The 14,320-nt window shown below is 60.6% G+C and carries 11 protein-coding genes; 1 reads left to right on the plus strand and 10 read right to left on the minus strand.

Annotated elements, in window-relative coordinates:
* Positions 1-8: 8 nt before the first annotated feature.
* The 5 genes from mscS to tkt form a co-directional block, all read right to left on the minus strand.
* Positions 9-881: a small-conductance mechanosensitive channel MscS gene (mscS, locus tag JS46_RS13730; RefSeq protein ID WP_033752219.1), complete on the minus strand. Its 873-nt coding sequence runs from the start codon at positions 879-881 to the stop codon at positions 9-11.
* Positions 882-1,090: 209 nt separating this feature from the next.
* On the minus strand, positions 1,091-2,170 hold the full coding sequence (gene fbaA / locus JS46_RS13735; protein ID WP_033752222.1) for a class II fructose-bisphosphate aldolase: 1,080 nt from the start codon (positions 2,168-2,170) through the stop codon (positions 1,091-1,093).
* 104 nt (positions 2,171-2,274) lie between these two features.
* Positions 2,275-3,438 (minus strand): phosphoglycerate kinase, encoded by a 1,164-nt coding sequence (gene pgk / locus JS46_RS13740; RefSeq protein ID WP_033752224.1) that lies wholly within the window; start codon positions 3,436-3,438, stop codon positions 2,275-2,277.
* Positions 3,439-3,489: 51 nt separating this feature from the next.
* A complete protein-coding gene (gene epd, locus JS46_RS13745) occupies positions 3,490-4,509 on the minus strand; it encodes an erythrose-4-phosphate dehydrogenase (RefSeq protein ID WP_033752227.1) in 1,020 nt (339 codons plus the stop codon).
* Positions 4,510-4,806: 297 nt separating this feature from the next.
* Positions 4,807-6,804 carry a transketolase gene (tkt, locus tag JS46_RS13750; RefSeq protein ID WP_033752229.1) on the minus strand — a complete coding sequence of 666 codons (1,998 nt, stop codon included), beginning with the start codon at positions 6,802-6,804 and terminating at the stop codon, positions 4,807-4,809.
* A gap of 273 nt (positions 6,805-7,077) precedes the next feature.
* Between tkt and JS46_RS13755 the strand changes: the two genes are divergently transcribed.
* A complete protein-coding gene (locus tag JS46_RS13755) occupies positions 7,078-7,836 on the plus strand; it encodes a M48 family metallopeptidase (RefSeq protein WP_033752232.1) in 759 nt (252 codons plus the stop codon).
* Positions 7,837-7,873: 37 nt separating this feature from the next.
* Here the strand turns inward: JS46_RS13755 and JS46_RS13760 are convergent, their stop codons facing one another.
* The 5 genes from JS46_RS13760 to JS46_RS13780 form a co-directional block, all read right to left on the minus strand.
* Positions 7,874-8,281, minus strand: coding sequence for a YidB family protein (locus tag JS46_RS13760; protein ID WP_033752234.1), 408 nt, complete (start codon positions 8,279-8,281; stop codon positions 7,874-7,876).
* A gap of 54 nt (positions 8,282-8,335) precedes the next feature.
* Positions 8,336-9,259, minus strand: coding sequence for an agmatinase (gene speB, locus JS46_RS13765; protein ID WP_033752237.1), 924 nt, complete (start codon positions 9,257-9,259; stop codon positions 8,336-8,338).
* A 183-nt stretch (positions 9,260-9,442) separates the two neighbouring features.
* Positions 9,443-10,663 carry an HlyD family type I secretion periplasmic adaptor subunit gene (locus JS46_RS13770; RefSeq protein ID WP_051905619.1) on the minus strand — a complete coding sequence of 407 codons (1,221 nt, stop codon included), beginning with the start codon at positions 10,661-10,663 and terminating at the stop codon, positions 9,443-9,445.
* Positions 10,660-12,840, minus strand: coding sequence for a type I secretion system permease/ATPase (locus JS46_RS13775; protein ID WP_033752240.1), 2,181 nt, complete (start codon positions 12,838-12,840; stop codon positions 10,660-10,662). Before JS46_RS13775 ends, JS46_RS13770 begins: the two co-directional genes overlap by 4 nt.
* Positions 12,837-14,177: a TolC family outer membrane protein gene (locus tag JS46_RS13780; RefSeq protein ID WP_235213003.1), complete on the minus strand. Its 1,341-nt coding sequence runs from the start codon at positions 14,175-14,177 to the stop codon at positions 12,837-12,839. The genes JS46_RS13775 and JS46_RS13780 overlap by 4 nt, the downstream gene beginning before the upstream one ends.
* Positions 14,178-14,320: the final 143 nt, after the last annotated feature.

Raw genomic sequence — 14,320 nt, forward strand, 5'->3', positions numbered from 1 at the left:
TGAGAGGGTTATTCTGCTTTCGCTTCCGCGTCAGACTGGCTGACGCGATGCAGATGCACGTCCATTTGCGGATAAGGAATGCCGATGCCCTTCGCGTCCAGCGCGCGCTTGAAGTTCTTCAGCAGATCCCAGTAGACGTTCTGCAGATCGCCGCTGTTGCTCCAGCAGCGCACCACGAAGTTGAGCGACGAGGCGGCCAGCTCGTTGAGGCCGATCTGCACGCCCATATCCTGCAGCACGCGCGGATCGCTTTTAACCACCTCTTCCAGCAGCGCAATTACCTCATCCACATCCGCGTCGTAGGCGACGCCGATAATGAACTCGTTGCGACGCACCGGTTCGCGTGAAAAGTTGACGATATTGCCGGCAATAATTTTACCGTTCGGCACCACGACGATTTTACCGTCGGCGCTCTTCAGCGTGGTGGAAAAGATCTGCACGTTGAGCACCGTGCCCATCACCCCGCCGAGATCGACGAACTCGCCCGCGCGGAAAGGACGGAAGGTCACCAGCAGCACGCCCGCCGCTAGGTTAGAGAGCGAGCCCTGCAGCGCCAGACCGACCGCCAGACCGGCGGCGCCCAGCACGGCGATAACCGACGCGGTCTGCACGCCGATGCGCCCCAGGGCGGCGATGAGGGTGAAGGCGATAACGCCGTAGCGCACCAGCGCCGACAAAAAGTCCGCCACCGTTTTGTCGATATGGCGCGCTACCAGCACCCGGTTGATGCCTCTTGAGATAATGCGCGCCACAATCATCCCCAGGATAAGGATAACCACAGCCGCTACGATATTGACCGCATAGCTGAGAATGAGCGCCTGATTGCGCACCAGCCAGCCGCCGGCGTTATGAATGCCGTCTACGACGTTTAAGTCTTCCATTTGAGAGCCCTGTTGTTGAATTCCCTGCCGGGAAGATCAAATCACAGCCAGAAAATTCCGGCAAACCAGCTATCAAGGGTAAACAACATTCGGCGGATATGCCAAATCTGCGTTGAATTTGTTGCAAATTTAGGCGAAAAAGCCCAGCGGCGGCATAAAAAAAGGCCAGATCGGAAGATCTGGCCTGCGCTATTAACCCGCGAGGCGGATTACAGACGATCGATAGCGTTCAGCTCTTTGAAAGCCTGCTCAAGGCGTACGACCATTGAGGCCTGCGCCGCACGCAGCCAGACGCGCGGATCGTAGTATTTCTTGTTCGGGCTGTCCGGACCCTGCGGGTTGCCGAGCTGCGCCTGCAGGTACTCTTCGTTCTTCTTGTAGTACTGCAAAATACCGTCCCAGGTTGCCCACTGGGTGTCGGTATCGATGTTCATTTTGATCACGCCGTAGCTGATAGACTCTTCGATTTCCGCTGCGGAAGAACCGGAACCGCCGTGGAAAACGAAGTCCAGCGCGTTGTGCGGCAGGCCATGTTTTTCACAAACGTATTTCTGCGAGTCGCGCAGAATGGTCGGGGTCAGCTTAACGTTGCCCGGCTTGTAGACGCCGTGCACGTTGCCGAAAGAGGCGGCGATAGTGAAGCGCTTGCTGATTTTGCTCAGTTCGGTGTAGGCGTAGTCTACGTCTTCCGGCTGGCTGTAGAGGGCAGAAGCGTCAACGTGGCTGTTGTCCACGCCATCTTCTTCACCGCCGGTCACGCCCAGCTCGATTTCCAGCGTCATGCCCATTTTGTCCATGCGCGCCAGGTACTTGCTGCAAATCTCGATGTTCTCTTCCAGCGACTCTTCAGAGAGGTCGATCATGTGAGAAGAGAACAGCGGTTTGCCAGTTTTCTGGAAGTGCGCTTCGCCTGCGTCCAGCAGACCGTCGATCCACGGCAGCAGTTTCTTCGCGCAGTGGTCGGTGTGCAGGATAACCGGCACGCCATACTGTTCAGCCATCAGGTGAACGTGGTGCGCGCCTGAGATAGCGCCGAAAATGGCTGCGCCCTGCGGCTTGTCAGTTTTGAAACCTTTACCGGCGATAAACGCGGCGCCGCCGTTAGAGAACTGGACGATAACCGGCGCTTTTACTTTCGCGGCGGCTTCCAGTACGGCGTTGATTGAGTCGGTGCCGACGCAGTTTACCGCTGGCAGCGCGAATTTGTTCTCTTTCGCTACCTGGAAGATCTTCTGAACGTCATCACCAGTGACAACGCCGGGTTTAACGAAATCAAAAATTTTAGACATGATTGTGTCCTGTTTCGTGACCGACTATCCCCTGTGGGGACAGCGCTTTAAACGCCCAACGGGGCAAGTCTTCAGGCGACGCGCCAGGCGTCGCCCCCAAAGGATTACTGCTTAGCACGCTCTTCCAGCATGGCGACCGCAGGCAGTTTTTTGCCTTCGACGAATTCCAGGAACGCGCCGCCGCCGGTAGAGATGTAAGAGATCTTGTCTTCAATACCGAACAGGTCGATAGCCGCCAGGGTATCGCCGCCGCCTGCAACAGAGAAGGCTTCGCTGTCGGCAATGGCGTTCGCCACGATCTCGGTGCCCTTACGGAAATTCGGGAACTCGAACACGCCGACCGGACCGTTCCACAGAATGGTTTTGGCTTCTTTCAGCACTTTCGCCATCGCCTGCGCGGTTTCATCGCCGAAGTCCATAATCTCTTCGTTATCCGCTACTTCGGAAACCTTTTTCACCGTTGCCGGCGCAGTTTCAGAGAATTCCGTGCCGACGCGTGAGTCAGTCGGAACCGGAATGCCGTACTGGTCGCGCAGGCCTTTGGCCGCTTCGACGAAGTCCGGTTCGTAGAGCGATTTGCCGACGTTGTTGTCGATAGCGACGAAGGTGTTGGCGATGCCGCCGCCGACGATAACGGTGTCAGCGATTTTCACCAGCGACTGCAGCACGTCGAATTTGGTCGATACTTTTGAGCCGCCGACCACCGCTACCAGCGGACGCTCCGGGTTGCTCATCACTTTGCCCAGCGCTTCCAGCTCGGCTGACAGCAGCGGGCCTGCGCAGGCGATCGGCGCGAATTTGCCGACGCCATGCGTCGAGGCCTGCGCGCGGTGCGCGGTGCCGAAAGCGTCCATCACGAAGACGTCGCACAGCGCGGCGTATTTTTTCGACAGCGCTTCGTCGTCTTTCTTCTCGCCTTTGTTAAAGCGAACGTTTTCCAGCACCACCAGCTCGCCCGCGCCGACTTCAACGCCGTCGAGGTAATCTTTCGCCAGGGTAACATTGGTACCGTTCAGTTTTTCTTTCAGATAGTTAACAACAGGCAGCAGGGAGAATTCTTCGTTGTATTCACCTTCGGTCGGGCGACCCAGGTGAGAGGTGACCATCACTTTTGCGCCCTGTTTCAACGCCGATTCGATGGTAGGCAGAGAAGCACGGATACGTGCGTCTGACGTCACTTTCCCTTCTTTTACTGGTACGTTGAGATCGGCACGGATCAGAACGCGCTTACCAGCCAGATCCAAATCGGACATCTTAATTACAGACATGGTGAACCCTCTCGTTGATTCTCATAAGTTTTGCCAGGCGCAAACCGCGCCTTACCTGAAACCGCTTGCGGCCATCGCTAACGTCGTGTCGAGCATTCGGTTAGCAAAGCCCCATTCGTTGTCGCACCAGACCAGGGTCTTGATCAGGTGCTGACCGCTGACCCGCGTTTGCGTGCCGTCCACAATGGCACTGTGCGGATCGTGGTTAAAATCTACTGAGACTAACGGTAATTCCGTATAGTCAACTATACCACGAAATGCCCCTTCTGACGCGTTTTGCAGCAGCGCGTTGACCTCGCACGCCCTTACCGCCTCGCGTACGGAGACGCTGAGATCGATGGCCGTCACGTTGATAGTAGGCACACGCACCGCAATCGCTTCGAAGCGATCGGCGAATTTCGGAAAAATACGGGTAATCCCGGCGGCCAGTTTAGTGTCGACCGGAATAATCGACTGACTGGCGGCGCGCGTGCGGCGCAGGTCGCTGTGATAGGCGTCAATGACCTGCTGATCGTGCATCGCCGAGTGGATGGTGGTCACGGTGCCCGACTCGATGCCGAAGGCGTCGTCCAGCAGCTTGATCACCGGGATAATGCAGTTGGTGGTGCAGGAGGCGTTGGAGACGATGCGGTCAGTTTGTTTAAGAGCCTGTTCGTTCACGCCGAACACCACGGTGGCGTCGAGATCGCTGCCGCCCGGATGGGAGAAGAGCACCTTCTTCGCGCCCGCCTGCAGATGCGCCTCGCCGTCCGCCCGGCTGCCGTAGACGCCGGTGCACTCCAGTACCACGTCGACGTTAAGCTCGCGCCACGGCAGCGCGTCGATGGCGGCGTGGTGCAGAATGCGGATGGTATCGTCGCCGACCCACAGCAGATCGCGTTCCTGACGCACGTCGAAGGCGAAGCGGCCATGGCTGGTGTCGTACTTCAGCAGATGCGCCATGCCGGCCGCCTCCGCCAGTTCGTTAATCGCCACCACGGTAATTTCGGCGCGACGCCCGGTCTCATAGAGGGCGCGCAGTACGTTGCGCCCAATGCGGCCAAAGCCATTTATCGCCACCCGAATGGTCATCTTTTCTGCCACTTCCTGCTAATAAACGTGCCGATAGCCTGAGCGTTTCACGCGGGTTTGTACAGGAGATTTTCGCGCGCTCCGCGCCGAAATCGCTGCTAAAAACCGGCCAACTGAAACGGTTCAGCTACAATAAAGCATGGAAGGAATAACGGGAATGACTGCGATCAAATGCGCCGCTGATTATTGGATCCACGTCACATTTTTGCCAATGTGCATGCTATTACTTGAAGAATAATTCAGCCGGCCATAAAAAAGGGACGCCTGTTGGCGTCCCTCTCTCTTCAGGCTAAGGGCTTATGATGCCAGCACCGCTTTCGCCTGTGCTACAACGTTGTCAACGGTGAAACCAAACACCTCGAACAGCTTCTCGGCCGGTGCAGATTCGCCGAAGGTGGTCATGCCGACCACCGCGCCGTGCAGGCCGGTGTAGCGCTGCCAGTAGTCGGCGATGCCCGCTTCAATAGCGACGCGCGCGCCGATCGCTTTCGGCAGCACCGCTTCGCGGTAGGCAGCATCCTGCTTGTCGAAGGCATCGGTAGAAGGCATGGAAACCACGCGCGCTTTGACGCCTTCGCTGCTCAGCTTGTCCCAGGCCGCGACCGCCAGCTCGACTTCAGAACCGGTGGCGATCAGGATCAGCTCCGGCTGACCGTCGCAATCTTTCAGGATGTAGCCACCGCGCGCGATGTTGGCCAGCTGCTCAGGCGTACGCTCCTGCTGCGCAAGGTTCTGGCGAGAGAAGATCAGCGCGCTTGGGCCATCTTTGCGCTCGATAGCGTATTTCCACGCCACTGCGGACTCAACCTGGTCGCACGGGCGCCAGGTGCTCATGTTCGGCGTGGTGCGCAGGCTGGCCAGCTGCTCGACCGGCTGGTGCGTCGGGCCATCTTCGCCCAGACCGATGGAGTCGTGGGTATAGACCATGATCTGACGGATCTTCATCAGCGCCGCCATACGCGCCGCGTTGCGCGCATACTCCACGAACATCAGGAAGGTCGCGGTGTAAGGCAGGAAGCCGCCGTGCAGCGCGATGCCGTTGGCGATAGCGGTCATGCCGAACTCGCGCACGCCGTAGTGAATATAGTTGCCCGCCAGGTCAACGTTGATCGGCTTAGAGCCGGACCACATAGTCAGGTTGCTCGGCGCCAGGTCGGCGGAGCCGCCCAGATATTCCGGCAGCAGCTTGCCGAATGCTTCGATAGCGTTCTGCGAGGCTTTACGGCTGGCGATTTTCGCCGGATTCGCCTGCAGCTGTTCGATGAACTTCTGCGACTCTTCCTGCCAGTTAGCCGGCAGCTCGTTGCTGACGCGGCGTTTGAACTCGGCGGCCAGCTCCGGGAACGCCTGCGCGTAGGCGGCGAATTTCTCGTTCCACTGCGCCTCTTTCGCCTGGCCCGCTTCTTTCGCGTCCCACTCGGCGTAGATCTCCGACGGGATCACGAACGGCGCGTGCGCCCAGCCCAGCTGTTTGCGGGTCAGCGCCACTTCGTCGTCGCCCAGCGGCGCGCCGTGCGAATCATGGGTGCCAGCTTTGTTCGGCGAGCCGAAGCCGATAACGGTTTTGCACATCAGCAGCGAAGGCTTGTCGCTCACCGCTTTCGCTTCCTCGATCGCCTTCGCAATAGCGTCCGCGTCGTGGCCGTCTACGCCGCGCACTACGTGCCAGCCGTAGGCTTCAAAGCGCTTCGCTGTGTCGTCGGTGAACCAGCCGTCGATATGGCCGTCGATAGAGATGCCGTTGTCGTCATAGAACGCGACCAGTTTGCCCAGCTTCAGGGTGCCGGCCAGCGAGCAGACCTCGTGCGAGATGCCTTCCATCATGCAGCCGTCGCCCATAAACACATAGGTGTTGTGATCGACGATGTCGTGGCCCGGACGGTTGAACTGCGCCGCCAGCGTGCGCTCGGCGATGGCGAAGCCGACCGCGTTGGCGATGCCCTGGCCCAGCGGGCCGGTGGTGGTTTCCACGCCTGGGGTGTAGCCGTATTCCGGGTGACCTGGAGTTTTTGAATGCAGCTGGCGGAAGTTCTGCAGCTCGCTCATTGGCAGATCGTAGCCGGTGAGGTGCAGCAGGCTGTAAATCAGCATCGAGCCGTGGCCGTTGGAGAGCACGAAGCGGTCGCGATCGGCCCACAGCGGGTTGGTCGGGTTATGGTTCAGGTAGCCGCGCCACAGCACCTCGGCAATATCTGCCATACCCATCGGGGCCCCCGGATGTCCCGATTTGGCTTTCTGTACTGCGTCCATACTTAACGCGCGAATGGCGTTGGCAAGCTCTTTACGAGAGGGCATTTTCTACTCCAGGTCGGATTAATGATTCGCCTATTTAACTCATTGTTATTAATGATTTATCGGGCAAAACAAGGAAAAAGTCGCTCATCAATGTACATGAAAATCGGGGCAAAAGTACATGCCGCGCCGTGCTAAATGTCGCCGCTCCGTCTGGCATTTACGGCAATGTCTGCTAGCGAAGTGGCCGACGACAGGCTATAACCCACTCTTTACCGTATCTGACCCTTTTTCAGATACCTGCTTTTCTGACCTTGTTACCCACAGGATGTACGCATGACGATCAAGACAGGCATCATGGCAATTAGCCTCGCGGCGCTGCTCAGCGGCTGCCAGGGCATGGACAATAACGCGCTGCTGCAGTCGGGCGCGCAGGCTTTTCAGGCCTACACCCTTAACGACGCGCAGGTGAAGCAGCTCAGCGATCAATCCTGCGCGCAGATGGATAAAGAGAACCAGCTTGCGCCCGCCGACAGCACCTACCAGCAGCGCCTGAACAAAATCGCCGCCGCGCTGGGCGACAACATCAACGGCACGCCGGCCAACTACCGCGTCTACGTCACCAAAGACGTTAACGCCTGGGCGATGGCTAACGGCTGCATCCGCGTCTACAGCGGCCTGATGGATATGATGGACGACAACGAGGTCGAAGGGGTGCTGGGGCATGAGATGGGCCACGTCGCGCTGGGTCACACGCGCAAGGCGATGCAGGTCGCCTTCGGCACCACGGCGGCGCGCACCGCGGCCGCATCCGTAGGCGGCGTGATCGGCTCGCTGTCGCAGTCGCAGCTGGGCGATCTGGGCGAAAAGCTGGTTAACGCGCAGTTCTCGCAAACCCAGGAGTCGCAGGCGGATGACTACTCCTACGATCTACTGAAGAAACGCGGTATCGATCCGATGGGGCTGGCGACCAGCTTTGAGAAGCTGGCGAAAATGCAGCAGGGCCAGCAGAGCAGCCTGTTTGATTCGCATCCCGATTCCGCGGCGCGCGCGCAGCATATTCGCGAACGCATCGCGGCGGACGCCGGGAAATAAGCGGGCGCGCGCCGTTCTGCGGCGGCGCGCGTTACAACTATCGCTTGAAAAGCTGATCGACCATCGATCCCAGATCGAGCTGCTTGTCGTGCAGGGTTTGATCGTCCATCTGGCCCTGCGGCGACATGCGGTCAACCAGATGCGGCAACAGCTCCGCCAGTTTGCCGGAGGCGCCGTTTACGTCGGTGCCCAGCTTCTGCGCCAGCGACTGCATTGCCTCTTCGCCGAACGCCGACTGCAGCTGCCCGCCGCTGACCGACTGGTTGCTGCCGGTGCCGATCCACGAGCTTAAAATTTCGCCCAGGCCGCCCTGCTGGAACTTCTGCAGCAGCACCTGTACCCCGCCCTGCTCCTGCACCCAGTTCCAGACCGCTTCCAGTTCGCCTAAGGTATTGCGTCCGTTGCCGTTGCCTAAGGCGCCGACTAATTCATCAAGTAAGCCCATCATGCTCTCCGTTACGGTTACAGCCGGGCGCGCGAGTGCGCCCGGATTGAAGGGTTATTCGCCTTTGTTCGCCGCCTGCACGTGCAGCATATCGAGCGCCAGCGTGGCGGCGGCCAGCGAGGTGAGATCGGCGTGGTCGTAGCCTGGCGCCACTTCCACCAGATCCATGCCGACAATGTTCAGGCCCTGCAGGCCGCGCACCAGTTTGGTCGCCTTGTCGGTAGTCAGGCCGCCGATTACCGGCGTGCCGGTGCCGGGCGCGTGCGCCGGATCCAGACAGTCGATGTCGAAGGTCAGGTACACCGGCATATCGCCAACGGTGCGCTTCACTTCCGCCAGGATATCGTCGACGCTGCGATCGTTGACCTGCGCCGCATCCAGCACGTTAAAGCCGAGGCTCTTATCGAACTCAGTGCGGATGCCGATCTGCACCGAGTGTTGCGGATCGATCAGCCCCTCTTGCGGCGCGGTATAGAACATGGTGCCGTGATCGAACGTCGGGCCGTTGGAGTAAGTATCGGTATGGGCGTCGAAATGCACCAGCGCCAGCTTGCCGAAATGCTTCGCATGGGCGCGCAGCAGCGGCAGCGTAACGTAGTGATCGCCGCCGAAGGTCAGCATGCGCTTGCCGTTCGCCAGCAGTTTTTCCGCGTGCGCCTGTAATTTGTCAGAGAGATCCTGCGAATCGCCGAAGGCGTAAACCAGATCGCCGCAGTCCACCACGTTGAGACGCTGACGCAGATTGAACTGCCACGGCCAGCGGCACCCTTCCCAGGCGAGGTTGGTGGAGATCTGACGGATCGCGCCCGGTCCCAGACGGCTGCCCGGACGGCCAGAGGTCGCGGCGTCGAAAGGTACGCCGGTGATGACCCACTCGGCGTCGCTGTCGTAAGGCTGGAAGTTGACCGGAAAACGCATGAAGCCGAAGGCGTTTGAAACCAGCGAATTGTCGTACTGATTGCCCAGGGTGTTATACATAAATCATCCTCGCTGCCGCATGGCATTAAGTTACAGGTGAAGGCCAGATAAAAAAAATCCCCTCCGCGTCGTTAAGCCCGACGAGGAAGGGATGTTTGCGTTGCCGCAGTTTACGCAATTATTGCGGAGTTCGGCGCGCGCTGCAATGCGCGACGCGCCGGAAACGCGTTTGTTGAGATCGCATTAACGTTCTCGCAGCGCCTCTTTGGCGTGGTTAAACGGCTTAACCAGATAGTCCATCACCGTTTTCTCGCCGGTCTTGATATCGACCGTAGAGACCATGCCGGGACTGATGGCGAAGCGGCGTCCCGCTTTGTTCTGCACGTAGTCGGTATCGGTGCGGATAAAGACGCGATAGTAGTAGATCTCCGGCTTCACCTCATCCTGAATGGTATCGGGCGAGATGCTCTCCACCACGCCGTGCAGCCCGCCGTAGATCGCGTAGTCGTAGGCGGAGATCTTCACCAGCGCCTTCTGACCCGGATGGATAAAGGCGATATCGCGCGGCGAGAGGCGCGCCTCAATCAGCAGGCGGTCATCCATCGGCACAATATTCATCAGCTCGCCGTTGGGCGGGATCACCCCGCCGACGGTGGTGACCTTGATGTTTTTCACGATGCCGCGCATTGGCGAGCGCAGGGTCAGGCGGCTGACGGTATCTTCGCGCCCCTTCACGGTTTGCGCCAGGCTGTCCGCTTCCGCCGACGCCTTCGCCAGATCCTCGCGCGCCTGCACGTAATACTGCGAGCGCATATCGGTAAGCTTCAGCTCCAGATCGGACTTGTCGCGCTGCAGCCGCAGCACCTCGACGCTGCTGGCGGCGCCGCTTTTCGCCAGCCGCTGGGTAATGCCCAGCTCGCGGTTGGCCAGCCCGAGGGACTGCTGGATCTGCGCCGTCGCATCTTTTAACTGCGCGCGTCGGGTGGTATAGAGCCGGGTTTCCGAGGCGATAAGATCGGGAAAGGCCTTTAGCTCGTCGGGAAAGCGCAAAGGCTGATCGTTCACCTCGGCGTAGAGCCGCGCGCTGGCGGCCAGCGCGGCCCGATAGCGCGCCGCGCTTTCGCCGACGCTGGAGACGGATCGCGTCGGATCGAGCTTCGCCACGATCTGCCCCGCCTCGACCCGATCCCCTTCATGCACGTTAAGTTCGGCGAGGATCCCGCCTTCCAGCGAGCTCAGCACCTGATCGCGCGAGCTGGGGATCACTTTGCCAGTGCCGGTCGACACCTCGTCCAGCACGCCGAACCATGCCCAGATCAGACCCGCCATCAGCAGAAAGAAACTGATAACGATCAGGCGCACCGAGCCGCTGTAGTAGGCTTCCGAGCGCAGATCGCCGTTAAGATCGTCTGAGGTCTCCGCTTCGGGCGCCACCAGCCGCAGTTTAGTCGATAGCTCGCTCATGCCTGATCCTCCGGACGATTGAGCGCCGGCCGCGCAGGCGGCAGCGCGCTCTCTTTCGGGCTGTCCATCACCAGCTGCCCCTCTTTTAATACCAGCACGCGATCTACCAGCGCAAGAATGGCGGCGCGGTGTGTCGCCACCACCAGTGTGCGGCCGTTGAGCCACTGACCGAGCCGTTCGATAAACTCTTTTTCGGTGTGATCGTCCAGCGAGGCGGTCGGCTCGTCCAGCAGCACGATATTGGGATCGCGCAGCAGCATGCGCGCCAGCAGCACCGACTGCCGCTGTCCGCCGGACAGCCCGACGCCGCCCTCCATCACCGGATGATCGAGACCGAGCGGCAGCCGGCGAATAAAGTCCGCGCCGCCGCTCACCGTCAGCGCGGCGAAGATCGCCTCGTCGCTGGCGTGCGCCGCGCCCATCGTCAGGTTTTCGCGCAGCGTGCCGTGGAACAGCCGCGCGTTCTGCGTCATCAGGCCGACGTTGCGGCGCACGTCGGCGAGATCGATATGCGGCAGGCTCAGGTTGTCGAGCCGCAGTTCGCCGCCCACCAGATCCATGCCGCCGATCATCGCCTGCAGCAGCGTCGATTTGCCCGATCCGTTGCGCCCCAGCACGGCGACGCGTTCGCCTGGCTTGATGGTCAGGCTTTTAATGCGCAGCGCGATGGTGGCGGAGTCGCTGTAGTAGCGAAACATCGCCTCGCTGAACTGGTAGTGGCCGAACAGCACCGGGCAGTGAATGCGGGTTTCATCTTTGCTGTTCTCGACCGGCAGCGCCATCAGCGCGTCGAGGCTGGTTTTCGCCGCCTTGACCTGCTGCCAGCGCGCCAGCACGCCGCACAGGGTGCCCATCGGCGCGATCATGCGCGACGAGAGCAGCGACGCCGCGACGATAGCGCCGGTGGTGATGTCGCCGTTGATCACCATCGGCGCGCCGATCACGATCACGCTGGCATAAACCAGCCCCTGCACCGTCACGCCCCAGCTGATCAGCGAGTGCATCACTTTGCGCATCTCCACGCCGGACTGCGCGGTGATGCGGATATAGCTGTTCCACTGCTGCAGAAAGCGATCCTCTGCCTGCATCAGCTTGATATCCTCCAGCCCCTGCACGCTCTCTACCAGCACCGCATTGCGCAGGGTCGACTCTTTCAGCGACTGGTGCGCCAGTCTCGCCAGCGTTTTCTGCTTCAGCACGCCGGGCAGGATCATCAGGATCACCGCCACCGGCGCGATCCACGCCAGCTGCGGCGCGATAATCGCCATTACCAGCATAAACAGCAGGAAAAACGGCATATCGACGATCGAGCTGACGGTAGTCGAGGTCACCATTTCGCGAATCGCCTCCAGCTCGCGCAGCTGAGAGATAAAGGTGCCGGTGGATCGCGGAATCGCGCTGTTGCGCAGCCGCAGCGCATGGCCGAACACCCGATCGGAGACGCGCATATCGGCGCGCTTGCCGAGCAGATCGGTCACGTGATCGCGCCCGACGCGCAGAATATAGGTAAAGATCACCGAGATAATTACCCCGCCGTAGAGCACGTAGAGCGTAGGGTACGACTGCGCCGGGATCACCCGGTCATAGACCTGCATCGAGAAGATGATGCCCACCAGCGCCAGCAGGTTGATCAGGAAGGATCCCAGCATCACATAGCCGTAAGGACGCAGATCGCGCAGCACCAGGCGCCGCAGCCAGTCGGGCTTAATGGTCTCCAGATAGCGGTCGACGCGGCTGTCTTTGGCGGCGGTGAGCGGGCGAAAAGCGGCGGCGAAGCGGATGTCGGGCAACAGCGTGCCGAGCGCCAGCGGCGTCGGCTGTTCGTCGCCGCTGAAGTGCACCCGCACCTCATCTTCGCCATCGAAGCTGACGATGACCCCGACCTGGCCGTCCGCCAGCTCCACTGCCAGCGGCAGCCGCCAGTGGTTAATCTCCCACTTGTTATCCTGGTAAAGCTGCAGCGACATGCCCGCCTGGCGCGCCAGATGGCGCAACGCCTTGTCGCGCGTCTGTTTGCCCTGCCACTCGCTGGCGGCGAGGATCATGCCCGGCGAACAGGGCAGACGATAGTGCGCGGCGATCAGGATAATGGCTGTCGCCCAGCCCTGGAGCGGCACCCCGCCTTCGGCTCCCTCGGGCTTGCCGGCGGGCGAATCTGGAAGCTGCATTTGCGTCATGGCTGGATCTCCACGGACTGGATCCGCTGATTATTCAGGGCGAATGCCGACCGCATATGGCCGGTGCTGTAAAGGCAGTCGAGCTGCAGCGCGCGCAACTGGCTGATGGTTTGCTGCAGCGTAAAGCGCGTCTGGAACACCTCCTGCTCGGCGTTGAGCACGTCGAGCAGCGGGCGGGTGCCGAGCTGCAGATATTGATCCTGATAAAGCTCCTGGGTTTTCTCCCCCAGCCGCTGCTGCCGCGCCTGAATCGCCAGGCTGAGCGCCAGGCTTTGCGACTGGCTCTGCGATTCGTTTAGCTGCTGGCGCGCCTTCAGCCGCGCCGAGTTGACCGCCGCGTTGGCCGCGGTCAACGCGTTGGCGGCGGCGTTGCGGCTGGCGGTCATGCCGCCGCCCTGATAGAGCGGCATCTCGACTTTGACCCAGGCGGAATATTGCGTGCGATCCAGCGTCTCGCTGCTGGCGTAGTGATTGTTGAGGTAGTGCGTCACCTGCGGCTCCAGCGAAATAGTGGGCAGCATCTGCGCGTTGGCGTTGTCCAGCTTCGCCTGCGCCTCATTGGCCTGCGCCCAGGCGGCCAGCACCGCCGGAATGGTGCGGTCGTCGCTTTTCGCGGCGTCACAGGAACGCGCCAGGCTGGCGGGAAAATCGTCGCTGACTTTTTTCACCAGCGGCCAGCCGAGATAGGTCGCCAGCGTGGCGCGCCAGCGGTCGAGGTTGGCCTGATACTGCGTCAGCACGGTGCGCGCCCCTTCGATACGCGCGTCGGTTTGCGTGGCGTCGGAGAGCGAGGCGGCGCCTTCATTGTTGCGCTGACGCGCGAGATCGCCGATTTTCATCAGCGCCGATAGCTGCTCCTGGGCGATCTTCACCAGCTGCTGATAGCCCTGCACCTGCACCAGCGCCGCGGCCGTGTCGTGCGCGACGGTGTCGATGCTCACCAGCACGTTGGCCTGCTGCTGGGCGACGCCCGCCTCGGCGGAGCGCACCGAGCTGCTGACCTTGCCGAAGTCGTAGAGCATCTGAGAGACCGACAGCACGAACGAGGGGCTGTAGCCCTTCTCGCTGTAGCTGTTGCTGTAACCGTTATTCATGCCGCCGCTGATCTGCGGATAGTATTTGGCTTTCGCCACGTCCACCTGATCCGCCTGCTCAAGCAGCTTTCCCACCGCTTCGGCGATATCGGGATGCCACTGGATCGCCCGCTGCACCGCCTGATTGATGGTCAGGGAGTCGGGCACGCGCGCCAGCGCCGGTTCGGCGCTTTCGCCGGTTAATGAAGGGAGATCCTGCTGTTGCGCCAGGCCGGTGGCGGTGATCTGGCTGGCCGACTGCATCAGGTCGCTGCCGGCCGCCAGAGAGGAAGAAGTTGTAAAAAAAGCGATGCCAGCACAGAGAACGCTGAGCTTAAAAGAACGGCGATATGTTGCGCTTGATTGCATCCGATCCATCGTTTTCCACTCGTCAGTTAGAGAAAGGG

It is taken from the genome of Pantoea sp. NGS-ED-1003 (genome assembly GCF_000738765.1).
Taxonomy (GTDB): Bacteria; Pseudomonadota; Gammaproteobacteria; order Enterobacterales; family Enterobacteriaceae; genus Pantoea; species Pantoea septica.